This is a genomic window from Streptococcus sp. KHUD_014 (genome assembly GCF_051106275.1).
In the GTDB taxonomy this organism is placed as follows: domain Bacteria; phylum Bacillota; class Bacilli; order Lactobacillales; family Streptococcaceae; genus Streptococcus.
The window spans coordinates 434,513-460,813 of record NZ_CP193666.1 but is presented as its reverse complement, the minus strand read 5'-3'; the positions used below and the strand labels follow the sequence as shown (position 1 = coordinate 460,813).

The following is a 26,301-nucleotide window of genomic DNA, read 5'->3' as shown; positions in this document are numbered from 1 at the left end:
ATTTGACAAAAAAAGTATATCAAACTTCAAAGAATTGCGCAAGTATTTTATTATTTCCCCAAAAATTTTGGACGTCTTTTTTCAGAATGTGCACGAACACCTTCTTTGAAATCCTCCGTATAAGATAGAGATTTTTGCAATTCCAATTCTAGCTGTGCGTACTCGTGCCACTGCTTAAATTCGCTCTCCCAGACTAACTTCTTAACAGCAGCATAAGAGTTAGAAGAGCCTCGTCTCAACTTCTTCAATAGTTGCTCTCTTGTCTTTTCCAGTTGATCACTAGCACACAGACGATAGACAGCTCCAGCTTCAAGTGCTTTTTCTGCTGTGAAAGCTTCGCCAGTCATAGCTAATTGCGTTGCCCGAGTTGCACCAAGTGATCGTGTAAGCAAGAATAAACCTCCCGCGTCTGGAGCCAAGCCCACACCTACAAAGGCCTGGATGAATTTAGCCTTGTCAGAAGCAATACAGAAATCAACTGCCAAAGCCATATTAGCCGCCGCCCCAGCAACTGCTCCATCTACTTCCATGATGACAGGCTTAGAAATTTGCTTAATTTTATAAGAAATGGCATTGACTAATTCTGCAATCTGAGCCAAGGAGGCAATATCATCCTCATCGACAGCACGTTTCATTTCTACTAGATCGCCCCCAACAGAGAAGACTTTGCCGGCAGCATTAATGAGAATAAACGAAACCGAAGCATCTTTTTCAGCTAATTCTAATGCTTCTAGAATTTCTTGACACATAGGAATATGAAAACCATTGGCTACCTCTGGACGATTCAGAGTAAGCATCGCTAGATCGTCCTGAACTTGATAGAGGATATGATCCATAACCACTCCTTTCAATTTACAACGAAGATTAAATTATTTTATTTTCAAATTATATCTTTTTCCAGCTTATTAGACAAGAGAAAAATCGACCGAAAGTGTATCGGCCGATTTTAAAAACTTAGTTTGGTATCTAAAAATACAGGAAAACCAGTACTTGTATCATCCATGAAATCATAAATCACTTCAAGCATTCGTCCTCCTTCTCTCTGATAAAGCTGTTCTTGGTTTGATCCCTTATGGTAGAATTCTCCTGAAACCATGTAAAAAACACGATTTGGATCTTCTAGGTAGGCAAAAAGATTTCCTGCAAAAGGAGCTTCCTTATTTCCGTCCTTGTTGACCAGACTTGTAGCTAAGAGTTTCGTGATTCCTCTAAATTGTCCACTTTCATCTGTTCGACAATAAAACTTGACTCTAGCTTCATAGTTAGGATTGACGATAATCTTTTCAGAGAGAATTCGATAGGTCCTTTCCTTACTATCTGACAAGCCGATAGATAAGATAATTTTAGCCCTCTCAACTGAAATCTGACGCTCCTGAGCATACTCCATTGCTAATTCTTCTCCCGTCAAACGACCACTGGGAAGAGGTTGAGAACTTGCTCCGATATTTGTAGGAATCATCACGAAGGTAATGACTAGTAAGATTAAACAAACTACTCTTTTAATCATCTTCCCCCAACTCCTTTCATTAGAAGAGTCTTTCCTCCTACACCTTTATTATAAGCTTTTATGATGAGACTTTCAAACAATTGTATAGAATATTTTCCAGATTGAAAAAAGCCCCTCTTTCTGCTATAATCGTATAAAATACTTACTTTAGGAGTTCTTATGAAGGTTGTAAAATTTGGTGGAAGCTCTCTCGCCTCTGCTAGTCAGTTAGAAAAAGTTCTAAACATTGTAAAAAGTGATCCAGAACGTCGTTTTGTGGTTGTATCTGCACCTGGTAAACGCAATTCCGAGGATACAAAAGTGACAGATGCCTTAATTAAATACTACCGTGACTATGTAGCTGGTAACGATATCAGTAAACGTCAAAACTGGATTATTGATCGTTATGCTGCCATGGTTAGTGAGCTAAAACTCAAACCCACAGTTCTAGAAAAAATCTCAAAAAGCATCCGTGCTCTTGCAACTCTTCCAATTGAAGACAATGAATTTCTCTACGATACCTTCTTAGCAGCGGGAGAAAATAATAACGCCAAGTTGATTGCAGCCTACTTCAACCAAAATGGCTTGGAAGCACGTTATGTTCATCCTAGAGAAGCTGGTATCGTCGTTACGAGCGAACCAGGAAATGCGCGAATCATCCCATCAAGTTATGATAAAATCGAGGAATTGACAAATTCAACTGAAGTTCTTGTTATCCCTGGTTTCTTCGGTGTGACTAAAGAAGATCAAATTTGTACCTTCTCACGTGGGGGATCCGATATCACTGGTTCAATCATCGCTGCTGGTGTTAAGGCTGACCTTTATGAAAACTTCACTGATGTTGACGGAATTTTTGCTGCCCATCCTGGTATCATCCACCAACCGCACTCGATTCCAGAATTAACCTACCGTGAGATGCGTGAGTTAGCCTATGCAGGATTCTCTGTCCTTCATGACGAAGCCCTTCTTCCTGCCTACCGTGGTAAAATTCCTCTCGTTATCAAAAATACTAACAATCCTGACCATCCAGGTACCCGCATTGTTCTCAAACATAGCAGTGATAAATTCCCAGTTGTTGGGATTGCTGGGGATTCTGGCTTTGTCAGCATTAATATGTCTAAGTATTTGATGAACCGCGAAATCGGTTTTGGTCGTAAAGCCCTTCAAATCTTGGAAGACCTTAATATCGGCTGGGAACACATGCCTACAGGTATCGATGATCTCTCTATCATCCTTCGTGAACGTGAGCTGACTCCTATCAAAGAGGAAGAAATTCTCCGCCAACTTGTCCAAAAGGCTGAAGTCGACCATGCCGAAATCGAACACGGCCTCTCTATCATCATGATTGTAGGGGAAAAAATGAAGAGCCACATCGGGGTAACTGCTACAGCCACTCGTGCCCTATCTGAAAACAACATCAACATCCAAATGATGTCCCAAGGTTCTAGTGAGGTTTCTATCATGTTCGTTGTCCAAAAAGACCAAGAAAAAGCTGCTATCAAGGCGCTCTACCATGCCTTTTTCGGAGAAAGTAAGGAAGACTAAGTATGGCACATTCTCTCAATAAAGCCATTGAACTTCAAACTACTGGAACTTCTTACCTCTCTATACAAGGTAAAGTTGGAAAATTTCTGGTAGGAGATCATGCCTTAGAATTTTACGCAGACCGTAATGTCGAGGACTATATTCAAATTCCATGGTCCAGCGTTAACCAAATTGGAGCCAATGTTTCAGGTCGCAAGGTTAGTCGTCATTTTGAAGTCTTTACAGATCAAGGAAAATTTCTCTTCGCCTCAAAAGACTCTGGAAAAATCCTTAAGATTGCTCGAGAAAAAATCGGAAACGACAAGGTAGTCAAACTTCCTACCTTACTCCAAGTCATTGGCAAAAAAATAAAAAATCTATTTGCAAAAAAATAGAAAGTTTAGTATAATCATAGCAACGGATAAGTAGGTTGCTTCCTTCTTTCAGAAAGTCTGCGGATGCTGCGAGCAGATAGGAGGGGTAGGTGAAATTCTACCGTTATTTTAAATCAAATACAGAATCAAGTGCACACCAGTGAAGTTGGATGGAACCGTGGCCCTGCCACTCCAACGCTTTGTCAGGTGTGCTTTTTTCATAAAGGAGTTTATATGTTAGATATCAAACGTATTCGTACAGACTTTGATGCTGTCGCTGAAAAACTAGCTACACGTGGTGTAGATGCTGCTATCTTGAATGAGATGAAAGAAATCGACGCAAAACGTCGTGACATCTTGGTTAAGGTTGAAACCCTCAAGGCAGAGCGTAACACGGTTTCTGCTGAAATTGCTCAAGCTAAGCGTAACAAGGAAAATGCCGATGATAAGATTGCTGCCATGCAAACCCTATCTGCCGAAGTCAAAGCACTCGATGCAGAATTAGCTGAAATCGATGCTAAATTGACAGAATTTACCACTACTCTTCCAAACATCCCTTCTGACAGTGTTCCTATTGGGGCAGACGAAGACGATAACGTAGAAGTTCGCCGTTGGGGAACTCCTCGTGAGTTTGACTTTGAACCAAAAGCCCACTGGGATCTCGGAGAAGACCTTGGTATTCTTGACTGGGAACGTGGTGGAAAAGTCACTGGAGCTCGTTTCCTCTTCTATAAAGGCCTGGGAGCTCGTTTGGAACGTGCCATCTACAACTTTATGCTAGATGAGCATGGTAAGGAAGGTTATACTGAAGTCATCACCCCTTACATGGTTAACCATGATTCTATGTTTGGTACTGGCCAATATCCAAAATTCAAGGAAGATACTTTTGAGATCAGCGATACCAACTATGTCCTCATTCCTACAGCTGAAGTACCTTTGACTAACTACTACCGTGATGAAATCATTGATGGTAAGGAACTGCCAATCTACTTTACTGCTATGAGTCCATCATTCCGTTCTGAAGCTGGTTCTGCTGGTCGCGATACTCGCGGTTTGATTCGTTTGCACCAATTCCACAAGGTAGAAATGGTGAAATTTGCCAAGCCTGAAGAGTCATATGAAGAACTAGAAAAGATGACCGCCAACGCTGAAAACATTCTTCAAAAACTAAACTTGCCATACCGTGTAGTTGCTCTTTCTACAGGAGATATGGGCTTCTCAGCTGCTAAGACTTACGACTTGGAAGTTTGGATCCCAGCACAAAATACCTACCGAGAAATCTCAAGCTGTTCAAATACAGAAGATTTCCAAGCACGTCGTGCCCAAATCCGTTACCGTGATGAAGCAGATGGTAAAGTTAAACTTCTTCACACCTTGAACGGTTCTGGACTTGCTGTTGGACGTACCGTCGCTGCTATTCTTGAAAACTATCAAAATGCTGATGGTTCTGTAACTATTCCTGAAGTTCTTCGTCCATACATGGGTGGAGCTGAAGTCATCAAACCATAAAATTTTCATATAAAAAAGAAACAGGTAGAAATCTTTCATTCTACCTGTTGTTTTTATTTCTTAGTAACCACCCATCATTGATGGATCCATTGCTGGAGCTGGGGCCACTGGTTCTGGTTTATTAACTACGACTGCTTCCGTAGTCAAAATCAAGCTAGCTACAGATGCTGCATTTTGTAGAGCTGAACGACTCACTTTAACTGGGTCAATAATCCCTTGATCAATCATGTTGACCCACTCGCCAGTTGCTGCATTGAAACCTGTACCAAGCTCTGCATTTTTCAAACGATCAATAACGATTGAACCTTCATAGCCTGCATTGTAGGCAATTTGGCGAACCGGCTCTTCCAAGGCACGAAGAACAATGCTACGTCCTGTTGCTTCATCACCTGTCAATTCTAAAGCTTCAACAGCTGGAATGACATTCACTAAGGCAGTACCACCACCTGCAACGATACCTTCTTCAACTGCTGCACGGGTAGCGTTAAGGGCATCTTCGATGCGGAGTTTCATTTCTTTCAATTCAGTTTCAGTTGCAGCACCGACCTTGATAACTGCTACTCCACCTGATAATTTAGCCAAGCGTTCTTGGAGTTTTTCACGGTCAAATTCTGAAGTTGTTGTTTCGATTTGAGACTTGATGACAGCTACACGGTTAGCAATCGCTTCAGGATTTCCTGCACCTTCTACAATGACAGTACTATCTTTATCAACAGACACTTTAGCTGCTTGACCTAAAGCTTCGATGGTAGCATCTTTCAATTCAAGACCAAGGTCTTCAGTGATAACAGTTCCACCTGTCAAGATTGCAATGTCTTCAAGCATAGCTTTACGACGATCACCGAAACCAGGAGCTTTAACAGCAACTACGTTGAAAGTACCACGAATCTTGTTCAAAACAAGAGTTGGCAGAGCTTCACCATCAACATCATCTGCAATAATCAAGAGCGGACGACTGCTTTGAAGAATACTTTCTAGAAGTGGCAAGATTTCTTGGATATTTGAAATCTTCTTGTCAGTGATTAAAATGTATGGATTTTCAAGGTCTGCAACCATTTTTTCATTATCAGTAACCATGTATTGTGAGAGGTAACCACGGTCAAACTGCATTCCTTCTACGACTTCAAGTTCTGTTTCCATACCACGTGATTCTTCAATAGTGATAACTCCGTCTTTACCAACTTTTTCCATGGCTTCAGAGATGTATTCACCAACTTTTTCAGAACGAGATGAAACGGCGGCAACCTGCGCAATCGCTTCTTTGTTAGCAACAGGGATGGCATTCTTCTTCAAGGCTTCAACAGCTGCAGCAACTGCAGCTTCAATCCCACGACGAATACCGATTGGGTTTGCTCCTGCTGTAACGTTTTTGATTCCTTCACGAACGATTGCCTGAGTCAATACTGTTGCAGTAGTTGTCCCGTCACCTGCAATATCATTGGTTTTAGAAGCTACTTCTGATACCAATTTGGCACCCATATTTTCAAAATGGTCTTCTAGTTCAATTTCTTTAGCGATTGTCACACCGTCGTTGGTAATCAATGGTGAACCGAATGATTTTTCAAGAACAACGTTACGTCCTTTAGGACCCAAGGTTACTTTAACAGTATCTGCTAGAATATCAACGCCACGAACCATAGCTGAACGAGCGTCTGATGAAAATTTAATGTCTTTTGCCATACTTACTTTCTCCTATTATTCTTCAACGATTGCCAAGATACTAGCTTCACCCACGATGAGGTATTTTTCATCCCCATCTTTAACATCAATACCTGCATGAGCTTCAACTAAAACATGATCTCCAGCTTTTACACTTGGAGCGACTAACTCACCGCTCAAGGTACGAACACCTTGTCCAGTAGCCACTACTGTAGCTGTTTTCGTTTCTTCTTGGGCTGATTTTGCGAGGACAAAGCCTCCAACAGTTTGTTCTTTTTCTTCAATTTTCAAGACCACACGGTCTCCTAATGGTTTCAACATCTGTTTTCCTCCATAATTCAATCATATTATTAGCACTCTTTGTATACGAGTGCTAAACCATAGTTCTATTGTATCACTTGGTCAAAAATAGTCAAGAAAAAAGTCTGATTTATAGCATAAAAAAGAGAGTGGGACAGAAATCGGTAATTCGTTAGAATTCGATTTCGTCGTCCCACCTCCGCACAGTTGAGTAGGGCTGTAAAAGCTGATGAAATCAGCGTAGTAGAGCCCACTCAACCACTGCGTCTTGCTCGACAATCCAAAGACAATTGAGAGGCTAGGACTTTTGTCCCAGCCTCCTATCATTTTAGAAGGGAAGTTCCTCCTCTTCCAAAACAAGATCTGCTAAGTCTTGGCCTGCATTATTTTCACGCATAGCACGTTGGGCACGACTTTCCAAAAGTTGGAAGCCTGTAGCGAGAACCTCGGTCACATAGTTGGTCTGACCATTCTTCTCGAACTTACGGGTACGAAGTTCTCCATCCACAGAAATGAGACTACCCTTGCTTCCATAACTAGCCAAGGTTTCAGCCAATTTGCCCCAGACAACAATGTTAATGAAGTCAGCTTCACGTTCCCCATTTTGATCTTTATAACGGCGATTCACTGCAATAGTTGCTCGTGCAACGGACTTGTCATTGTTGGTTTTGTGCAATTCTGGTGTAGACGTCAGGCGTCCAATCATAATAACTTTATTATACATTTTTCATCCTCCTACTTATCTATTCGAAGGTAAAAGAAAAAAGTTACAGAATTTGTAACTTTTTTAAAAATAATGTTATTCTCTATGAATCATAAATCCAGTGGCCTGTTGATTAGCCATGATGGTCATATCTGTGATTTGTACACGTCGTGGTTGACTGGTCACATAAACTACAGTATCAGCGATATCTTGCGCCTGCAAGGCTTCAAGTCCCTGATAGACTGTCACAGCCCGTGCCTCATCTCCATGAAAACGAACCTTTGAAAAATCAGTTTCTACAATACCAGGTTGAATAGTGGTCACTTTGATATCAGTCGCAATGGTGTCAATCCGAAGCCCGTCGGAAAAAGTTTTAACTGCAGCCTTGGTTGCTGAATAGACTGCTGCACCAGCGTAGGCGTAAATACCTGCGGTTGAACCCATATTAATGATATGGCCTTGATTTGCAGTAACCATAGAAGGCAAGAGACAACGAGTAACAGCCATCAAGCCCTTGACATTGGTATCCAGCATGGCCAGCATATCCAACTCTTCATAGTCCTGATAGGGTGCTAAACCAAGAGCCAGCCCAGCATTATTAACTAAAATATCAATCGAACCTACTGCTTCAAGAATTTCTGAACAAACAGTTTTAACCATTGTCATATCGGTCACATCAAGGGGAAAGGTCCAGACTTTTTGATTTGGAAAGGCTTCTGCGAACTCAGTTTTTAGAGTTTTGAGCCTTTCTGTTCGACGCCCTGTGATAACAACATTCTCACCTTTTTCTAGATAGGCACGCGCAATGGCTTCACCGATACCTGATGTTGCACCTGTAATGACTACATTTTTTGCCATCTTATTTCCCTCTGTCAAAGATTAAAGGTAACTTTCATTGATTAAGCAGTCCAGTGTGTAGCTGGGTCAAAGGGTGTTCCAACTACCTGGTCGTCTGATAATTCAATGACACCACGTTTTTGGGGAGCATTTGGCAAGGCAAGTTCACGAGGACTACACATCATCCCAAAACTCTTTTCCCCACGAAGTTCCCCTGGGAAAATGAGATTCCCTTTTGGCATCATAGCTCCTGGAAGAGCAACAATGGTTTTTAAACCGACACGCGCATTAGGAGCTCCTGCAACGATTTGCACTGTCTTATCACTCGCAACTGCCACTTGGCAGATATTGAGGTGATCACTATCTGGATGTGCCACCATCTCTACGATTTCACCAACGACAAATTTCGGTTCCTTGTCATTGATAATCTTTTCGGTAAAATCTTGAGCTTGCAATTCTTGGTTCAAACGAGCTACTTGGTCGTCAGTTAAAAAGACTTGCCCGCGCTCAGCGATTTCAAACATGCTAGAAACTTCAAAAATATTCCAAGCAACAGTTTCACCAGTTTCCTTTAGGAAAACACGTGCCACATTGCCTTTACGTTCAACATCTAGTTTGGCATCGCCACTGTTTTTCACGATGACCATAAGGACATCACCGACATGTTCTTTGTTATATGTAAAAATCATTCTTTCTTTTCTCCTATTTCAAACTTGCTAAAAAGTTATTGATTTGCCCCTTGGTTTTACGGTCACGATTGACAAAGCGTCCAATCTCCTTGTCCTTGTCTAAAACAACAAGACTTGGAATTCCGTATACATCCCAAAGTTTAGCAAGTTCCATGTACTCATCTCGGTCTACCCGTACAAAAGTGAACTCTGGATTTGCCTCTTCAATCTCTGGCAAGGCAGGATAGATATAACGGCAATCGCCACACCAATCCGCAACAAAAAGGAATACCTTCTTGCCATCCTGCTCTACTAGATTTGCTAATTCTTCTATATTTTTAGGAGAAATCATAAGACTTCCTCCTCGTAGATGAGATCTTCATCTTCATAGACAAAGGTATAGTGACGACCATCTTCAAAAATGACACCACCAACAAGACGTTCTAGGCTACTTTCGTATACTTGGACATAGAGAGTCCCAATCTCACCCATTTCTGAGAAATAGTCACGCACAATAGCAGTTAACTCTTCCTGTGTCTTCATGAGTTTGTGATCATCAACTACTTTCTTAGCACCAAAGGCAAGTGCTCCAAGCCCTGCCACGACTAAACCTGTTTTAATAATATTTTTCGTTTTCATGCTAACATTGTAACACAAAAAGGCTCAAGGAACAATGAAAAAGGGAGTCCCACTCCCCTTTCTAATTTCTAAACATTAATAATTTCTCTCGCCAAACAAACCTTCTGGTAAATCATGGAATCCCTTGCCTGCTTTGAAGTTTTCAAATTTACCTAGTAAGAACTGGTAGGCATCCAAGCGACTCTCGTAGCGAATCATGGCATCTTTAGCGCGCTCATCTTGATCTTCTTCATAGACCTTTTGACTTTCCTTAAGAGCCATATCGTTGATCATAATCTGGGTATTAACCCAGGCTTCAAATTCCTTCATAAATTCTTGCTCGTAACTCATTGTTTCTCCTTATTCTAATCCACGGAAAAAGTCGCTATCAATCTCACGGTAGGGTTGGATATCCTGAACATACTCCAATACACCTTGAAATTCTCCATTTTCATCGTGTACGGCAGCATAAGTGATATGGACAAACTTGTCCCGTGACTCGGACTTGAACCACATCTCGTACTTGTCTTTTTTCCCTTCACGAAGACCTTGCATAATCGCTTTGACTTTCTCCAAATATTTTGGTGGATGGCATAGTTCGACATTTCGTCCAACCTGAGACGGTGTCCGTTTGAAAATCATCTCATCCGCTGGCGTATTATCATTGTAATACTGGAAAATGTCATCCTTATTCACAAAGGTAATCTCCATAGGTAGATGATTGAGGATAAGGTTAGCTTGTTCAACTGAAAGATATCCATTTCCAAAAGCTTGTTGGCTATGACGGTCCAGTACTGCTTCCTTTTCCTTAGGGGTAAAGGTGATAGTAAACTGCCCCTCTGGCGTATCAATCACTTGTTGAACCTGTCCATCTGTCCTGTCTAGCTGAACGGACTTCTCTGATTTCTTCCCCTCAACAAAAGGTTGACGTTCTGGGATCCATTTCTCTGACGGACGGATAATAGCATATCCATAGGCATCACTTTCCTCAGCAATCTGAATCCAGTCATCCTGGGTAAAGGATTCAAGCAGAATCATGAGTAGGATTGATTCTTCCTTAAAAATCATACTTTCAAACTCTGTCGCAAAAGCTTCAAAAGCTTCCTTTACGGCGGAAATTGGCACTTCTGGGAGCGACTTAGTTGCCACTAAGGCTGTTTGAAAGAGAGCCCTAATCTGATCATCCACTCCCCACATGACTTTGGGAGGTGAATCATGGCCATAACGTTCCATGATAGGAAAGAAGAGCTCTTCCTTGCGCTGGTAGTGGATATCAAATTGACCAACAAGCCCCATCTGACGCACCAAACCCTTACGCATCTCCGCCAGTATTTCCTCGTCGTCCACAGATTCATAAGTCGAGAGCAATCTACGGACCCGAATCAAGGCAGCACGGAGAGCTAGATTTTCATCCTTAAAGACTCGTACAGGGTGACCAGGATGCTCGGTATCCTCAACTTCTACGCCCTTAACAGCATTTTTAAAAAGATTAGCATGCACATCACAGAGTTCCATGACATCTTCAAAGGTTACGCCTGAGTCAGAGTTCATCAACTCGTGCTCCATGAGGGAAATCTCAATAGCAGATACACCTGTAAAAGTAGCATCAAATCGTTCCTGAACGGACTCCGGAGAGGCTCCATTATGCAATTCTAATAAAATATCCCGTAAGATATGAATACGTTCATCTGTCATTAGTCTAATCCAATCACTTCATAACCATTTGCTTCGAGCGTACGCACAATCTTATCCATAGGAGTCCCCTCAAGTTTTGAACCTTGCTTGAGCGATACTTTTCGTCCGACTGTGTTGCGCATCAAGGGATTTGCAAGAGGTTTAAAACCAAGCTCTACTAAGATTTCCAAAACTTCTGGATGCTTATCTACCACTTCAGCAACTGGAATTGATACATCGATTATATTGTCCATGAGAACCTCCAAGAGTCTATTTCTAATCATTTAACTGTTTTTATTATACCATAAGGACAATAATTAAAAAAACTAGCAGTACAAGTCTTGCTAGTTTATTTCGTATAATTTCATTATTTCCAATTATATAGACTTTTCCTAGTAAAACCTCCAAGTCTTATCCTTACCATGATTATTAGAGAAGTTTGAAAAACCAGTCTAGTAACTTAAAAAGAATCTTGTAAAATAGTAATTGGAAGGCAAAAGAGATGAGGAACCAGAGAATTTTTATCAAACCAACAATTGGTGTTATAAAAAGAAGAGTGAAGAGCCTCCAAAAAGATTTCATTCTTTATCCTCCGGCTTCATCAACCAAGTAGCTGTATCCATAAGCTTATCTACGAGAAATAATTTTCCCAAACTAACTACTGTGTTTTCATCTTTTTTTATGGTTTCTGCAACTTTTAAAGCTTGCCTTGTTAGAAGATAATTACCGTAGGTTTTGGCCAGTACTGTTATGATCCCCATGTCAATCTCCTTCTATGATTTCCACTTCTTTTCGGATAGTGGCAACATCTCTTTGATATTGTGCCTCATCGTAGTTAATCAATTTGGACAATTCTTTTTGCAATCTTTCTCCCATGGGTTTCATGGTCGCAAAGGTTAAGCCACCTGATAGGACTCCACCTAAGATAGGAATAACTTTCCCCATCCCCTTAGCCAATCCTCCCTTGGTCAGATTCACTCCAAAGATTTTCAGAACTTTTTCCAAAATTGGATACCAAAGAGTCTTTGTCAAAGCCTTTTTATTCACGATTTTCATCACTTGCTTAGCAACTGTAACTCCACCAGAACGGAGAAGAGCACCCGCACCATTTACTCCCAACATCACTCCCAGATAGAGCAAGAGGGTGTTTTTTGCTTCTTCGCTCAGCTCATTTCGTGAAGCCCAAAGATCATCGTAGCCATAAATATAGCCTAGCTCCTGAGCTAGTTTCAATGAGAACGCATAAAACTGTGCTACATCTGTTGGAATGGTAACTGCCATGGCAATACCTCCAGGCAAACCTGCTAAAACAGATGTCCCACTTGCCAGTAAAACATTATCTTTAATACAGGCATTGGCTACTCGATCTAAGGTTTCCTGAGGTAACAAAGCTGTCGGCCCCTCCTCTAATAATCTTGGAACATCCTTTGAATTTATTTCTTTAGAAAACTTATCTATTAAAAATTTTGACCGATTCACTTTGACGACAGGTAATTTTACTACCTGCTGCAACACTTGCATCGCCACATCTTCTTTAGCCATCTCTATCTCCGTTTTTCATTCATATCAATCTTTATCTTATCATATTTATGGTATAAATGATATTTTCAAGATTTATTTTATTATCTGGATTTCTATTCATCTAGTCTAGTTAGATAATGCATAGTTATAGATATAAAAAAGAGGGTTGCCCCTCTTTATACTTAGTTTTTATCCAGATTGCGTAGCATTTCGTCAATCTTGTTTCCATATTCGATGGATTCGTCTTTGACGAAGGTCAAATCTGGAATTTTGTACAATTTTAAATTGTGACCAAGTTCACGTTTGATGGTACCAGTTGCTTTTTCAAGTCCGACTTGAGCTTTTTGATTATCTGAAGCAAGGTTACTCAAAATAGTGTAGTAAACCTTAGCCATAGATAAGTCTCCTAGCATCTGAACATCAGTGATGGTCACACCTTGGACACGTGGATCACGGACTTTCTTTTGCAAAATCTCATTGACTTCGCGCTTGATCTCCATGCCCACACGATCCGTACGGAAATGATTTCCCATGCTATTCCTTCCTCTCTATTGAATCAAAAGCTAGGCCAGCAGACCTAGCTTTGTCTAGTAGATAGAGGAACTAGAGCCATTTGAATCTAGGAAACAAGCCTTAGATAGAACTACGGGTTCATCAAGGCGCTGTTGACGACGAGTCAAATCGGCTATCGTTTCTCTATTATCGTTTGATTTCTTCCATGATATAAGCTTCAATCACATCATCCATCTTAAGGTCATTGTAGCCGTCAATCATGAGACCACCTTCACGGCCGTTTGTAACTTCTTTAACGTCATCTTTATAGTGTTTCAAGCTAGCTAGAGCGCCATCGTAAATAACAACACCATCACGGATAACACGGACTTTAGAGTCACGGGTAACTTTACCGCTGGTAACCATGAATCCTCCGATTGTTCCCACTTTAGATACCTTGAAGGTTTCTCGGATGATCGCTTCACCGATAACTTTTTCTTTAAATTCTGGGTCAAGCATCCCTTTCATGGCTTCTTCCATCTCTTCGATCACCTTGTAGATGATGCTGTGGAGACGGATTTCTACATCGTCAGCTTCTGCTTGTTGACGAGCTTGTGGTGTAGGGCGTACATTGAAACCAACGATGAAGGCATTTGAAGCTTCAGCAAGAGTCACGTCAGATTCATTGATGGCACCGACAGCCGCATGGACGATGGTCACTTTGACACCTTCCACATCAATCTTTTGAAGTGAGGCAGAAAGGGCTTCAACAGAACCTTGTACATCGGCTTTGATGATGACGTTAACAGACTTGAGTTCACCAGCTTTAAGGGTATCAAAGAGGTTTTCAAGGCTGACACGTTGGGTAGCTTGACGTTGTTTCATAAGGGCACGTTTGGCACGTTCTTCACCAGCTGCACGCGCAGATTTTTCATCCTCGTAAACAGCAAAGTGGTCACCCGCCATTGGCGCTTCGTTCAAACCAGTGATAGATACTGGTGTTGATGGTCCTGCAACCTTAACACGACGTCCAAGGTCGTTAGTCATGGCACGGACACGTCCGAAAGTATTTCCGACAACGATTGGGTCTTGAACATTCAAAGTACCTTGTTGAACAAGAAGGGTTGCAACCGCACCTTTACCTTTATCCAAACGAGCTTCGATAACAGTACCGATGGCACGAACTGTTGGGTCTGCTTTGAGTTCTTGGATTTCAGCCACAAGAAGGACAGTTTCCAAGAGTTCATCGATATTTTGGTTGAACTTGGCTGAGATTTCTACAAACTCAGAATCTCCACCCCAGGCAGTTGACATAATACCATGTTCAGCCAATTCACCGATAACACGTTCTGGGTTGGCACCTGGTTTATCAATCTTGTTGATGGCTACGATGATTGGAACATTAGCTGCTTTTGAGTGGTTGATGGCTTCGATAGTCTGTGGCATAACCCCATCATCTGCCGCTACGACCAAGATAGTAATATCGGTAACAGAAGCACCACGCGCACGCATAGATGTAAAGGCCGCGTGTCCTGGTGTATCAAGGAAGGTAATCTTCTTGCCATTTTCCACGATTTGGTAGGCACCGATATGCTGAGTGATACCACCTGCTTCACCTGTCGCAACACGAGAGTTACGAAGGGTATCTAGGAGTGTTGTCTTACCATGGTCAACGTGTCCCATGATGGTAACAACTGGTGGACGCTCTACAAGTTCATCTTCATTGAGATAACCATCTTCAGCGAAGAAACGTTCGATATCAGCATTGTCCACTTCAACCTTTTGTTTAGCATCAATACCGTAATCGACCATGAGGAGTTCGATTGTTTCACCGTCCAAGGACTGGTTTTGTGTCGCCATCACGCCCATCATGAAGAGTTTCTTAACAATCTCAGCTGGTTCGCGCTTGATACGTTTTGCAATTTCCGCGACGGTCATACCATCTGTATATTCAAATTCTGTTGGCAATTCATGGAACTTACGCTCTGTAACAGGTTTTGGTGCCTGACTACGGTTGTTTTTGTTATTGCCTTTTTTATTCTTTTTGTTATTGTTCCAGTTACTATTTCTTTGATTTCTCACTTGATTTTGACTACTTCGATTCTTTTGTTGTTTTCTAGGACCATCTTCTTCGTGATCGAAATCATCACGTTCTTTGTCTGGTCGGGCTTGTTTCTTACGACGTGTATCCACTACAGATTCTTTAGCTGCAGGAGCTACTTCAACCACTGGTTGAACTGGCTGTACTTGTTCAGCCAACTTAGCGGCTTCTTCAAAGATTTCCTCAGGCTCCTTGCGTTTATTTGCTTGGGCCAAGGCTTCTTTAGCAGCTTGAGACTGCTTGAAGCGTTCCTCGCTTGAGCGAGCATATTCTGCATTTTGCTCTGCCTTTAGAGCAGCTGCACGGGCTTTAAAGTCAATACGTGGGCCTGCTTGATTTGGACGTTTATCCTCTTGCTGACGGCGATCATTTCCACGATTTTGCTGACCTTGTTGTTTTTTACCTTGATCATTGAATCGGCGGTTGTCGCGATTTCCTTGACCTTGTTTACCACCATTACGGTTATCATTTTTTTGACGATTTCCATTTTGCTGGTGGTCACGGTTATTGCCCTTATTTTGCTTGCGTCGTTCAGCCTGCTCTTTTGCACGAGCTTCACGCTCAGCCTTAAAGTTTCGACTCTGTGGTTTTACTGGTGCCACTTTTTCTTCTTTAGGGGCAACAGTTGCTGCTGATTTTGCCTCTTCCTTTGCTACAGCTGGTTTAACTGACTCAGATTTTTCGGCTTTCTTTTCTGCACTTACTTTGGGTGCTGCTGGCTTTGCTTCTGCTTTCGGGGTAGCAGCCTTAAAGCTGGCAGCGATTTTTACAGCGACAGCTTCCTCCACACTTGATGAGTGGCTTTTCACATCCAAGCCCAACTCTTTTGCACGCGCTACAACTTCCTTACTTTCTTTTCCAAGTTCTTTCGCGATTTCGTACAATCTTTTCTTAGACAAATCATGTCCTCCTCTTCTATTCCATAAGAGACCTCATTTTCTTTGTAAATCCAGCATCTGTGACAGCCAAGACTTTTCTTGATTTTCCGACTGCTATGCTTAATTCCAGTGTTGAAAACACGGTAATAACTTCTACTTGATAATAGTGACTTTTATCTTGAATCTTCTTGGTCAGGTTGGGACCAGCATCATGGGCGAGAAATACCAGTTTTACTTTCTGGTCTTGGATAGCCTTGACGACCATTTCTTCACCCGAGATGATTTTCCCTGCTCTCTGAGCAAGTCCCAAGAGATTACTTATCTTTTGCTTATTCAAGTCCTAACTCTCTTCTTTTTACTTTGTGATCCACGTAAGCGATCAACTCGTCATAAAAGCTTTCTTCCACTTCCATGTTAAAGCTGCGGTTAAAGACCTTCTTCTTTTTCGCCTCTAGGGCTTCTTTATTGTCTAGCTTGATATAAGCGCCACGGCCATTGGCCTTGCCTGTCGGATCGATAAAGACTTGTCCTTCCTTGTTCTTGACAATACGGAGCAAATCACGCTTATCAATCACTTCGTTAGACACAACAGACTTGCGCAAAGGGATTTTTCTAGTTTTCATCCTTCCCTCCTTTGATCAGCTCTTATTCTTCTACCAATTCGTCTGTTTCTACCTGGTCAGCTTCTTCTGCTGCTTCCATGGCTTCAAACTCACTTGCAGACTTGATATCGATACGATAGCCTGTCAAATGAGCTGCCAAACGAACGTTTTGTCCACGGCGACCAATGGCAAGAGAAAGCTTATTATCAGGAACAACCACTAAAGCACGTTTGCTGTCATTTTCATCAAAGATAACTTGGTCAACTTCAGCAGGAGCGATAGCGTTATAGATAAATTCAGCTGGATCAGCTACCCACTCGATAACGTCGATGTTTTCTTCGATTGGGACCATACGATCACTCTTAGCATCGTAGCGAGCTGGGTGGAATTTGCTAGTGATTTTCTTGATGTTAGCACCACCACGTCCGACGATTGTCCCGATCGCATCCACGTTTGGATTGTGGCTACGAACAGCAACCTTGGTACGGTCACCTGCTTCACGAGCTACGCTCATAATCTCAACTGTTCCGTCATAAACTTCAGGAATTTCTTGTTCCATTAAGCGTTTGATCATTTCTGGATGGCTACGGCTTACAAAGACATTCACTCCACGAGGATTGTCTTCAACCTTGTAGACATAAACTTCGATACGATCGTGAGAAGCAAAGACTTCTCCAGGAATTTGGTCTTGTTTTGACAATTGAGCTTCGATGCTGCCAAGGTTGACATAGATAAAGCGATTGTCGAAGCGCTCCACTGTACCTGACATGATTTCTTGTTCATGCTCTTTGTAAGTGTTGTAGGTGATAGCACGTGTTTGCTTGCGCATTTTTTCCATGATGGTTTGTTTTGCAGACTGGGCTGCTACACGTCCAAACTCACCTGGTGCTTCTTCAAATTTAATCTTGTCCCCAAGCTCGTAAGCTGAGTTAATGGCAAGAGCATCTTTCAAGCTGATTTCCAAACGGCTATCAAATACTTCATCAACTACTTCACGAACAGTATAAACTGTAAAGTCACCTGTCTTTTCGTTGAAATCAATGGCTACACTGTCAGACTGCCCATAGCGTCTGCGATAGGCTGAACGAAGTGATTCCACCACTGCATCAATGATGTCTTCTTTTTTGATTCCCTTGTCTTCTTCCAAAATGCGGAAGGCCTCTAGCATTTCTTTACTCATCTTCTATTCACTTTTGAATCTTCAAAAGCTTCCTTTCTTTTACTATAATTTTACTGCTAAACGTGCTTTTGATACCAAACTGTATGGGATTTGGACTGTTTTCTTACGAGTCTTGTCCATATACTCCATAGTCAACTCATCCTCTTCAAAGGCTAGCAAGGTTCCTTCAAAGACCTTTTGCTTATCGATGGCTTGGTAAAGTCCAACATGGATGTATTTCCCAACCGCTCCAGCGACTGCTTCCTTGGTTTTCAAAGGACGCTCCAAGCCTGGACTGGTGATTTCTAGGAAATATTGTTCTGGGAAGGGATCTGGCTTGATAGTATCTAGGACAGGACTGATAATCTCTGTCAAGTCCGCTGTGTCGTTCAAGGTAATTCCCTCTGGTTTATCTACAAAAATACTAAGAATCATGTCACTGCCAATCTTTCCGTACTCGATATCAACGAGTTCAAAGGGAGCTTCAATGACAGGTTCTACGACTTCTCTGACTAATTCTACGATAGTTGCGATTGCGTCCACCTCCTCATAAGCAAGAGGCGAAGATATTTCCTCGCCTCACTTTCTCATATTCTTACTCATAGTATAGCACTTTTGAATACTTATGTAAAGTATAAGCACTCAGAAGGCTTGATTTTAAGCTTTTTCTTAAAATTCTGCACAATTTTATAGAAAGATATCCATTATGGAAAGATATCAGTTTCTTTACCAAGCAATCTGAATTCCTTACAAATCAACTGTTCCGCATCCAAACAGCTGATCCTTTTCTAGCCATCTCCCCTCTTTACTGCAAAGTCCCTAATATACCCAAGTCATATTTCCAAGATAAAATACGTCTCACAGACTCATCAATACGCTCTTCTGTCAGCTCTCCTGAGGAGACTTTCTTTAATAAATAAGGAATTTGAGTTTGGTACGAAGATCCTAAAATCAAATCATTACCCGCTAAAATTGCTTGAAGGGCAGCTTCATCCTGATTGACAAAATCAGCCAATCCTGCCATATCGAGATCATCCGTCATAATAACTCCATTGAAGTGGAGTTCCTTGCGAAGAATATCATTGATTTTTGGTGAGATCGATGACGGAACAGTATCAATCTTGGATAGAATATTGTGCGAAACCAAAACACTATCCGCACCTGCATCTATGCCAGCTTGAAAAGGTAGCAAATCCGCTTGTCTTAGCTCATCCAAGGAGCGATTGTCTTGGATAATGTCGGTATGACTGTCTCCATTATCTCCATATCCCGGAAAATGCTTCAAGGTTGACCCAACCTTAGTCTTTCCAAGTTCTTCTACAACCTCCTCAACATAACTTGCAGTCGTTTGGGCATCTTGTCCAATGGTTCGATCATAGATGAAGGCTGATGGATTGCTGGCAAGATCTGCAACTGGAAAGAGTCCAGCATTGATGCCAACAGATTTTAGTAGCTCTGCCTTCTGCCTAGTATCAGAACGGATTGCCTCCATCCCACCCTTTTGATAAAGTTCCAAAGGAGATTGGAAAGGAGTCTCTAAAATCGAACTGATACGAGTCACGGTTCCGCCTTCTTCATCTGAACCAATCAATAAAGGAATCTTTGAAGCAGCTTGGTAGCGATCTGTCAAAGCCTTCATATCCTCTAGGGTTTGTCCTTGAAAATCTCTCCCAAACAAGAGATAACCTCCAAAATGATAGGACTGAAGGTCTTCTAGCTGATGACTAGAAGGAACCCTAGCCCAGAACAACTGGCCTACTTTTTCTTCCAAAGTCATCGAGACTAATCTTTCTTCAACAACCTTATTCTTCTCTGTTTCACTAGTTTGAGTAGTTTTCTCAGTTTTTTCTACTTGCGACTCCACTTGTCTATGATGTTGATGGTCGGAAAAAATCAAACTACCTATCACAAGGAAAAAGAAAAGATAGACTACAATCGGTTTTATTCTTCTTCTCATAACACCTTCATTATACCACTTATCCGGTTGCAAGTATACACTTACCAAAATCTCCAATGAACTAACATCAAACTAAAAAGGCTTAGCTCTATGTACAGAACTAAACCCTTGATAAAATTATATATCTAACTTTTTAGTTATGACAGAATTTTTGATTGATATATTTTCACATTAAAACTGAGCCTCAACTCGATAGATAACTTGACCTTTACTTGAGAATTTTTCTTCATACTCAGTCATGACATTGCCTTCAAAGTCACTGGCATGCAAATCTAACCAAACTCCATTGAGCTTCATGCCATATTGAGAAAAACTCACTAGGCTATATTCAAACAAGCCACGGTTATCTGTCTTGAAATGAATCTCACCGTGTTCAGGCAAGATACGCTTGAAGGTATCCAAGAAACTCTTATAGGTTAGACGACGCTTTTCATGGCGTTTTTTAGGCCAAGGATCTGAAAAGTTCAGATATAAACGATCAATCTCACCGTCTTCAAAGTAATCAGTCAAATCAGAACCATCTACCCACAAGAGCTTGATGTTAGGCACTCCAACTTCAAGCACCTTGTCCAAAGCGTAGCTCAAAACAGACTTTTGAATATCAATCCCGATATAGTTGATATTAGGGTTTTGCTTGGCCATACCTGACACAAAGGCTCCCTTACCACTACCAACCTCAACATGGATAGGATTGTCATTTCCAAAGAGGTCTCGCCATTTTCCTTTGGCTTCTAAAGGATTTAAGACAACATACTGAGGATTAGCCTCTAGTAATTCTGTTGCCCCTTTACGATTTCTAACTCTCATCTCTTCTTTCCATACTTGTCGCGGAAGATGCGCAAGGCATAAATCTCCCGATTGACATTTTCTAGATCTTCATTTGTATAATATTTGGCAATCTGGCTCAAGAAGGATAACTGAGCATACCAAAATAGTTTGCTGATGACTGTTTGGTTGTATTTATAACCGTAATAAGTCAACCACTCTTTCCACTGATAGTCTGGAATATAGTGACATAGCATATGCGCCACATCAAACATGCGATCCGTTAAACGAACGGAATCCCAATCCACTAAATAAATAAGACCGCTCTCTGTCTCAATCCAATTACTATGTCGTACATCTCCATGAACGATCGTTGCATAATCTTCCCTAAAGTTTGGCAAGCTTCCTCGCAAATCCTCTACTACCATTCTTAGATATTGATTGTTCTTCAAGGATTCTGGAGCATCTTTTAACCAAGCCTGAAGCAAGTCAAAAGGTGTTTCTAAAGAATAGCCCAAACGAGTCAATTGCGTCATCAAAGGACGCGAACGATGCAAGCGACTCAAAATATTGATAATCTGCTTGCGATTCATATCATAAGGGGTCAAAATTTTACCATTCAACCATTCTTGGGCGCACATATCACGCCCATCCGATAAACGGCGAGTCCATAATAATTGAGGAGCGATTTGTTCCTTGGCTAAACCAGGTAGGATTGGAGAGGTGTTCATTTTAATAAAGACGCGCTTCCCATCAGGGTAGCTTCCCATATAAGCTTTTCCGCTTTTCCCAGGTATAGGGGTCAGCGTTAGCTCAATATCACCCAAGTCCATTTCTTTCCTCCGTATAAAGTTTCCTTACTATTCTACTAGTTTTTAGCCTATTCGTCAACCAGTCTTTTAAGTTGGTAAGGTAAATAAAGAAATTGCAAAACGAAACTAACTCCAACAAGTGCTAAAAGGGGCATTTTTTCTTTAAAGATAAGCAAACCCAGTAGGCTTTCAAGTAGTAGTACTAAAAGTCCAATAGCAGTTACTATTTCTTTCAACCCTTTCTCCTTCTCACCCTCGTCTAGCGGGAAAAGTTGGGTCAAATATTGGTAATCAAAGGCATGATAGAGAGCCAATAACTGAAAGAGTAAGAGATAGTTAAATAAAACTACCACTGCTGTTGCAATCCAAGCTTGCTCGATAAAGATCAAAGCCAGCAAGGATAGGAAGAGGAGACGAAGACTGAGGGCAAAGAGGTCTCCATTTCGCAGATAAGAACGAAGATAGAGGTTCTGCCAAATCTTGCTCGGCACCTTCTGAACTGCTTTTAGGATAAAATCTAGATAAGCTCGTCGCTTGACGCTGTTTGAAATCCCCTTGACTTGGGTAAAGAGGGCAAAGAAGCGAAGCAAGAACTGCTTGCGTTTACTTTCTTGGGCAATCACATAGTCCCAGTCCAGATGATTTGCACTAAAAAACTTGCCAGCCTTTTTCTGAAACAGGAAATATTTCACGACTCCCAAAAGAAGAACATAAACACCAAAAACCACTAAGCCCAAGCCCATGGCTAAAAATAGAGGGGCAAAAAGAAGCAAGAAGAGAGTCTGTACACTAACCCAAAAGATGAAGGAAACTAGGTTTTGCTTTTGGATATGTTCTCTCACTTCTTCTTCAGCTACTAAGAGAAAGAGCTTATCAGGAGCTTCCACATAAGTCGCTATCCCTCCCCAAAGCAAGAGTAAAACAGAGACAATCCCAATTAAACCTAGGATTGGTAAGTGATTCTCAGGAAAATGCTGGAGCAGTTGACTATACTGATAGGTTAGAAAGCCTACCAAGACCAGTAAAAACAAGACAAAGTGGTCATTGAGCACATAGCGCAGATAACCGACACATTCTTTACGAAAAGCCTGCTTTCGCTTTAGAAACAAGTCTTTCATCGGTCCTCCTCTTTGGTCAAAGCCAGGTAAATATCGTTTAGACTTGCTTGAGGCATAGCAAAAGCTTGTCTCAGCTCTTCAAGATCCCCTTTAGCCCTCACTTGGCCTTTATGGAGAATGACAAAAGAGTCACACATTTTTTCAGCAGAGTCAAGAACGTGGGTACTCATGAGGATAGACTTGCCTTTTTTCTTTTCAAGGTCCAAAAGCTGGATCAAGTCAGAAATTGCCAAGGGATCAAGACCAAGGAAGGGTTCATCGACGATAAAGAGACTCGGATCCACGACAAAGGCACAGATAATCATAACCTTCTGTTTCATCCCTTTTGAAAAATGAACAGGAAACCAATCTAATTTCTGATCCAAACGAAAAATTTTTAAAAGAGGTTCTACACGTTCAAAAGCTAGGTTTTGCTCAATACCATAGGCCATAGCAACCGTCTCGATATGTTCTCTGAGAGTCAATTCCTCGTACAAACTAGGAGTTTCAGGAATGTAACCAATCTGCTGACGATATTCTCGAGGATTGTCACGTAAAGTTAGTCCGTCGATGTTTATTTCTCCACTATAAGGTGTCAACAAACCGATAATTTCATTGATGGTCGTTGATTTTCCTGCACCATTGAGCCCAATCAAACCGACCAACTGTCCACTCTCGACTGTAAAGGACACATCTTTCAAGACAGGAACATGAACATAGCCCCCTGTCAGGTTTTTAATTTCTAACATATTTTCTCCAAATCTGGTATAATGTAGCTATATTATATCAAAATTCAATACAGTAGAGGTGGTTTTTATGTCAGATTGTATTTTTTGTAAAATTATCGCAGGAGAAATTCCTGCAGCCAAAGTTTATGAGGATGAACAAGTTCTTGCCTTCCTTGATATTTCCCAAGTAACATCAGGACATACCTTGGTCGTACCAAAAGAACACTACCGTAACCTTTTGGAAATGGATGCAGCAAGCGCCAGCCAACTTTTCGCCCAAGTACCAAAGATTGCTCAAAAAGTCATGAAAGCTACCGAAGCTGAAGGTATGAATATCATCGCCAACTGTGAAGAAGTTGCTGGACAAACCGTTTTCCATACCCATGTCCACCTCCTTCCTCGCTATAGTGCAGATGACGACCTAAAAATTGACTTTATTGCACATGAACCAGACTTCGACAAACTTGCTCAAGTTGCTGAAACAATCAAAAACGCTTAAGGAGTCACTATGAAACTATCAAATTTACTACTTTTTGCAGGCTCTGCAGTCGGTTCATACCTCCTCGTTAAGAATCGCCAAGCTATCACTGAAGAAGTTCTAGATACTACTGATCGTGTTGAAGCCATTAAGGATGACTTGGATATCATCCAAGATAGCCTGCAAATTATCAACCAACAAAAAGAACTCATCAAGGAATATCAAAAAGATTTAACCTACAAGTTTAAAGTCTTGGAAAAAGACGTTCAAACAAGATTAGCTGTACTAAAAGAATTGCAGGAAGCTGAAGAAAACTAAGGAAAAGAAAATCTCCAACTTTCCTTATTCCCCTTTAAAGCCATTTTGGGGCAGCAGATCCTAACAGACCAGGGAGGGCATGAAAATGAAACAGTTTTTTAAAGTTTTGACGCGGATCATCCTGATTATTTGTGGTGGCCTCTGCCTTCTTGCAGCTCTGGCATTTCTAATACTGGCCAATCTTTTCAAGGCCTCACCAAGTGACATCCGAGAAGGAAATGAATCCTTAAAACAAATCTTTATCTCCCTTGACCTGCCTCCTGAAAAAGTAGAATCAAATGGAAGCTATCAATTCGAGGGTGGGGGCTTAGATTTTTATGTGACATTCTCTGATGAAGTCGTCAATAGCCACCCAGTCCTAAAAGAAAGTCCAAACCTCACTAAAAATCAACTCAAAGTTTATGTCTTAAACACAGAAGAGATTTCCTACTATTCAGTAGAAGATAACTTATTCAATCATGGTTTATTCCAATTTTTAGAGGAGGAAAGCAGGAAGTATTTCCAAGAAATCGGAAAGAAATCAAATCCTTCTTACTTTATTCTCTCTTGGAGGGATCCAGAAAGCATGAAAAAGGGAATCGCATTCTATGAAAAAGCTTTGACCTTGGTGGATATTCAGGATAATTCGGCGATTAATCACATTGATACCGTCACCGTTAAGCCTGGCAAGGAAGCAGAACTCAAGCAACTCATCCAAGATATGGATGAGGCTGGCTTACTCACTCAAAGATCTGAATAGCAGACCAGCCAGAGATTCTTTCTCCCATGCTAAAAGTCTAAAGATTGCACGAAAAAGAGCCCGAAGGCTCTTTTTACTTTATGCTTTATTCTCCTTCAAAGGCATCCTTAATATGGTCAAAGAAGCCTTTTTTCTTTGGACTGACTTTTAGATCACCTGCAGCTGCGAATTCCTTCAAAGCTGCTTTTTGGCGGTCATTCAAACCTGTTGGAGTCACGACATTGACAGTAACGTATTGGTCACCAAGGGCACCACCACGAAGGCTAGGCGCACCTTTACCACGTAGACGGAATCGTTTACCAGTCTGAGTTCCTTCTGGAATGATTAATTCTACATCACCATGAACTGTAGGGATGTCTACTGTATCACCAAGTGCTGCTTGAACAAAATTGAGGTTCAAATTGTAGAAGATAGTGGTTCCTTCACGTTCAAACTTATCACTAGCTTCAACTGAAACCACCACGTACAAGTCACCATATGGTCCACCGTTAAATCCTGCTTCACCTTGACCAGCTAGGCGGATCTGTTGACCTGTTTCCACACCAGCAGGGATTTTTACGTGTACGCTATGGGCTTGCTTTTCATGACCAGTTCCATGACAGGTTGTACATGGATCTTTGATTTCTTGACCACGGCCATGACAGACATCACAGGTTACTTGGCGACGCATCATACCGAGAGGTGTTTGGGTATCAACATTGATCACACCTGAACCATGACAGCGTCCACAAGTAACTGGACTTGTTCCAGGTTTAGCACCAGACCCATTACAAGTACGACAGCTTGCTTCACGATTGTATTTGACTTCCTTTTCTGTACCAAAAATAGCTTCTTCAAAAGTCAAATGAACGCGATACTGGAGGTCGTCACCTTGACGAGGGGCGTTTGGATTACGTGATGCACCGCCACCACCAAAGAAGCTTGAGAAGATATCTTCAAATCCGCCAAAGCCACCTGCTCCATCAAAGCCACCGAAACCGCCAGCACCACCAAAACCACCGTTGGCTCCAGCCGCACCATATTGGTCATAGGCAGCACGTTTCTGTTCATCACTTAAGGTCTCATAAGCTTCTTGAACTTCCTTGTACTTGTCCTCAGCACCAGGATCCTTGTTGATATCTGGGTGATATTTTTTAGATAATTTCCGATAGGCTCTCTTAATCTCATCTTGAGATGCATTCTTTGAAACGCCCAAACGGTCGTAAAATTCAGTATTGTTCATACAAGATACTAAGAGCGGACAGAAAGCGACTGAAATTTAGGAAACCGACAAGAAATACTGATTTCTTAGGCGGTTTATCT

At 41.5% G+C, this 26,301-nt stretch carries 32 protein-coding genes; 6 read left to right on the top strand and 26 right to left on the bottom strand.

Going from position 1 to position 26,301, the window contains the following annotated elements; all coding sequences use genetic code 11:
* Positions 1–50 precede the first annotated feature (50 nt).
* Both ACORHT_RS02280 and ACORHT_RS02275 read right to left on the bottom strand, forming a co-directional pair.
* A complete protein-coding gene (locus tag ACORHT_RS02280; protein ID WP_075232025.1) occupies positions 51–836 on the bottom strand; it encodes an enoyl-CoA hydratase in 786 nt (261 codons plus the stop codon).
* Positions 837–946: 110 nt separating this feature from the next.
* The gene (locus ACORHT_RS02275; RefSeq protein ID WP_075232024.1) at positions 947–1,507 is read right to left on the bottom strand and encodes a hypothetical protein; all 561 of its coding nucleotides are present in this window, start codon (positions 1,505–1,507) and stop codon (positions 947–949) included.
* A 159-nt stretch (positions 1,508–1,666) separates the two neighbouring features.
* On the opposite strand from ACORHT_RS02275, the gene ACORHT_RS02270 reads away from it, so the two are divergent.
* From ACORHT_RS02270 to serS, 3 genes are all read left to right on the top strand, one after another.
* Positions 1,667–3,031 carry an aspartate kinase gene (locus tag ACORHT_RS02270; RefSeq protein ID WP_434350463.1) on the top strand — a complete coding sequence of 455 codons (1,365 nt, stop codon included), beginning with the start codon at positions 1,667–1,669 and terminating at the stop codon, positions 3,029–3,031.
* A gap of 2 nt (positions 3,032–3,033) precedes the next feature.
* Positions 3,034–3,405: a DUF956 family protein gene (locus tag ACORHT_RS02265; protein WP_434350462.1), complete on the top strand. Its 372-nt coding sequence runs from the start codon at positions 3,034–3,036 to the stop codon at positions 3,403–3,405.
* A gap of 213 nt (positions 3,406–3,618) precedes the next feature.
* On the top strand, positions 3,619–4,893 hold the full coding sequence (gene serS / locus ACORHT_RS02260) for a serine--tRNA ligase (RefSeq protein WP_434350461.1): 1,275 nt from the start codon (positions 3,619–3,621) through the stop codon (positions 4,891–4,893).
* Between the two features lie 60 nt (positions 4,894–4,953).
* Here serS and groL read toward each other — a convergent pair whose 3' ends face one another.
* The 23 genes from groL to ACORHT_RS02145 all read right to left on the bottom strand — a co-directional run bounded on the left by groL (position 4,954) and on the right by ACORHT_RS02145 (position 23,485).
* Complete coding sequence (gene groL / locus ACORHT_RS02255) at positions 4,954–6,573, bottom strand: chaperonin GroEL (protein ID WP_434350460.1); 1,620 nt, start codon at positions 6,571–6,573, stop codon at positions 4,954–4,956.
* A gap of 15 nt (positions 6,574–6,588) precedes the next feature.
* Entirely contained in the window at positions 6,589–6,873 is a 285-nt protein-coding gene (groES, locus tag ACORHT_RS02250) for a co-chaperone GroES (RefSeq protein WP_042902057.1), read from the bottom strand.
* A gap of 307 nt (positions 6,874–7,180) precedes the next feature.
* Complete coding sequence (locus ACORHT_RS02245) at positions 7,181–7,576, bottom strand: single-stranded DNA-binding protein (RefSeq protein WP_434350459.1); 396 nt, start codon at positions 7,574–7,576, stop codon at positions 7,181–7,183.
* 75 nt (positions 7,577–7,651) lie between these two features.
* Positions 7,652–8,413 carry an SDR family NAD(P)-dependent oxidoreductase gene (locus ACORHT_RS02240; protein WP_434350458.1) on the bottom strand — a complete coding sequence of 254 codons (762 nt, stop codon included), beginning with the start codon at positions 8,411–8,413 and terminating at the stop codon, positions 7,652–7,654.
* Between the two features lie 41 nt (positions 8,414–8,454).
* A complete protein-coding gene (gene ytpR / locus ACORHT_RS02235; protein ID WP_434350457.1) occupies positions 8,455–9,081 on the bottom strand; it encodes a YtpR family tRNA-binding protein in 627 nt (208 codons plus the stop codon).
* 13 nt (positions 9,082–9,094) lie between these two features.
* Positions 9,095–9,412 carry a thioredoxin family protein gene (locus ACORHT_RS02230; protein WP_434350456.1) on the bottom strand — a complete coding sequence of 106 codons (318 nt, stop codon included), beginning with the start codon at positions 9,410–9,412 and terminating at the stop codon, positions 9,095–9,097.
* Positions 9,409–9,699: a DUF4651 domain-containing protein gene (locus ACORHT_RS02225; protein ID WP_434350455.1), complete on the bottom strand. Its 291-nt coding sequence runs from the start codon at positions 9,697–9,699 to the stop codon at positions 9,409–9,411. Before ACORHT_RS02225 ends, ACORHT_RS02230 begins: the two co-directional genes overlap by 4 nt.
* Before the next feature lie 75 nt (positions 9,700–9,774).
* Positions 9,775–10,029, bottom strand: coding sequence for a DUF1912 family protein (locus tag ACORHT_RS02220; RefSeq protein ID WP_004251830.1), 255 nt, complete (start codon positions 10,027–10,029; stop codon positions 9,775–9,777).
* Positions 10,030–10,038: 9 nt separating this feature from the next.
* Positions 10,039–11,373: a DUF438 domain-containing protein gene (locus ACORHT_RS02215; protein ID WP_434350454.1), complete on the bottom strand. Its 1,335-nt coding sequence runs from the start codon at positions 11,371–11,373 to the stop codon at positions 10,039–10,041.
* Entirely contained in the window at positions 11,373–11,606 is a 234-nt protein-coding gene (locus ACORHT_RS02210) for a DUF1858 domain-containing protein (protein WP_000368739.1), read from the bottom strand. The genes ACORHT_RS02215 and ACORHT_RS02210 overlap by 1 nt, the downstream gene beginning before the upstream one ends.
* 324 nt (positions 11,607–11,930) lie before the next feature.
* Positions 11,931–12,113: a hypothetical protein gene (locus ACORHT_RS02205; protein WP_049504271.1), complete on the bottom strand. Its 183-nt coding sequence runs from the start codon at positions 12,111–12,113 to the stop codon at positions 11,931–11,933.
* A gap of 1 nt (position 12,114) precedes the next feature.
* Positions 12,115–12,894, bottom strand: a complete 780-nt coding sequence (locus ACORHT_RS02200) for a hypothetical protein (protein ID WP_434350453.1) — start codon at positions 12,892–12,894, stop codon at positions 12,115–12,117.
* Between the two features lie 161 nt (positions 12,895–13,055).
* A complete protein-coding gene (gene rbfA / locus ACORHT_RS02195; RefSeq protein ID WP_434350452.1) occupies positions 13,056–13,406 on the bottom strand; it encodes a 30S ribosome-binding factor RbfA in 351 nt (116 codons plus the stop codon).
* 166 nt (positions 13,407–13,572) lie between these two features.
* On the bottom strand, positions 13,573–16,365 hold the full coding sequence (gene infB / locus ACORHT_RS02190; RefSeq protein WP_434350451.1) for a translation initiation factor IF-2: 2,793 nt from the start codon (positions 16,363–16,365) through the stop codon (positions 13,573–13,575).
* A gap of 16 nt (positions 16,366–16,381) precedes the next feature.
* Positions 16,382–16,681, bottom strand: coding sequence for a YlxQ-related RNA-binding protein (locus ACORHT_RS02185; RefSeq protein ID WP_434350450.1), 300 nt, complete (start codon positions 16,679–16,681; stop codon positions 16,382–16,384).
* On the bottom strand, positions 16,674–16,967 hold the full coding sequence (gene rnpM / locus ACORHT_RS02180; protein WP_117305675.1) for an RNase P modulator RnpM: 294 nt from the start codon (positions 16,965–16,967) through the stop codon (positions 16,674–16,676). Before rnpM ends, ACORHT_RS02185 begins: the two co-directional genes overlap by 8 nt.
* Positions 16,968–16,989: 22 nt before the next feature.
* Entirely contained in the window at positions 16,990–18,126 is a 1,137-nt protein-coding gene (nusA, locus tag ACORHT_RS02175) for a transcription termination factor NusA (protein WP_049504279.1), read from the bottom strand.
* Positions 18,127–18,168: 42 nt separating this feature from the next.
* On the bottom strand, positions 18,169–18,648 hold the full coding sequence (gene rimP, locus ACORHT_RS02170; RefSeq protein WP_000338687.1) for a ribosome maturation factor RimP: 480 nt from the start codon (positions 18,646–18,648) through the stop codon (positions 18,169–18,171).
* 262 nt (positions 18,649–18,910) lie between these two features.
* Complete coding sequence (locus ACORHT_RS02165) at positions 18,911–20,062, bottom strand: glycoside hydrolase family 3 protein (RefSeq protein ID WP_434350449.1); 1,152 nt, start codon at positions 20,060–20,062, stop codon at positions 18,911–18,913.
* Positions 20,063–20,233: 171 nt separating this feature from the next.
* Positions 20,234–20,869 carry a tRNA (guanosine(46)-N7)-methyltransferase TrmB gene (gene trmB / locus ACORHT_RS02160; RefSeq protein ID WP_434350448.1) on the bottom strand — a complete coding sequence of 212 codons (636 nt, stop codon included), beginning with the start codon at positions 20,867–20,869 and terminating at the stop codon, positions 20,234–20,236.
* Complete coding sequence (gene ccrZ / locus ACORHT_RS02155; RefSeq protein ID WP_373094288.1) at positions 20,866–21,660, bottom strand: cell cycle regulator CcrZ; 795 nt, start codon at positions 21,658–21,660, stop codon at positions 20,866–20,868. The genes trmB and ccrZ overlap by 4 nt, the downstream gene beginning before the upstream one ends.
* 47 nt (positions 21,661–21,707) lie before the next feature.
* A complete protein-coding gene (locus ACORHT_RS02150) occupies positions 21,708–22,757 on the bottom strand; it encodes an ABC transporter permease (RefSeq protein ID WP_434350447.1) in 1,050 nt (349 codons plus the stop codon).
* Complete coding sequence (locus ACORHT_RS02145) at positions 22,754–23,485, bottom strand: ABC transporter ATP-binding protein (RefSeq protein WP_434350446.1); 732 nt, start codon at positions 23,483–23,485, stop codon at positions 22,754–22,756. Before ACORHT_RS02145 ends, ACORHT_RS02150 begins: the two co-directional genes overlap by 4 nt.
* 67 nt (positions 23,486–23,552) lie before the next feature.
* On the opposite strand from ACORHT_RS02145, the gene ACORHT_RS02140 reads away from it, so the two are divergent.
* From ACORHT_RS02140 to ACORHT_RS02130, 3 genes are all read left to right on the top strand, one after another.
* Positions 23,553–23,963, top strand: coding sequence for an HIT family protein (locus ACORHT_RS02140; protein ID WP_434350445.1), 411 nt, complete (start codon positions 23,553–23,555; stop codon positions 23,961–23,963).
* A gap of 9 nt (positions 23,964–23,972) precedes the next feature.
* On the top strand, positions 23,973–24,260 hold the full coding sequence (locus ACORHT_RS02135; protein ID WP_434350444.1) for a hypothetical protein: 288 nt from the start codon (positions 23,973–23,975) through the stop codon (positions 24,258–24,260).
* An 85-nt stretch (positions 24,261–24,345) separates the two neighbouring features.
* Complete coding sequence (locus ACORHT_RS02130) at positions 24,346–24,999, top strand: hypothetical protein (protein WP_434350443.1); 654 nt, start codon at positions 24,346–24,348, stop codon at positions 24,997–24,999.
* Positions 25,000–25,084: 85 nt separating this feature from the next.
* Here the strand turns inward: ACORHT_RS02130 and dnaJ are convergent, their stop codons facing one another.
* Positions 25,085–26,221, bottom strand: coding sequence for a molecular chaperone DnaJ (gene dnaJ, locus ACORHT_RS02125; RefSeq protein ID WP_434350442.1), 1,137 nt, complete (start codon positions 26,219–26,221; stop codon positions 25,085–25,087).
* Between the last annotated feature and the right edge of the window lie 80 nt (positions 26,222–26,301).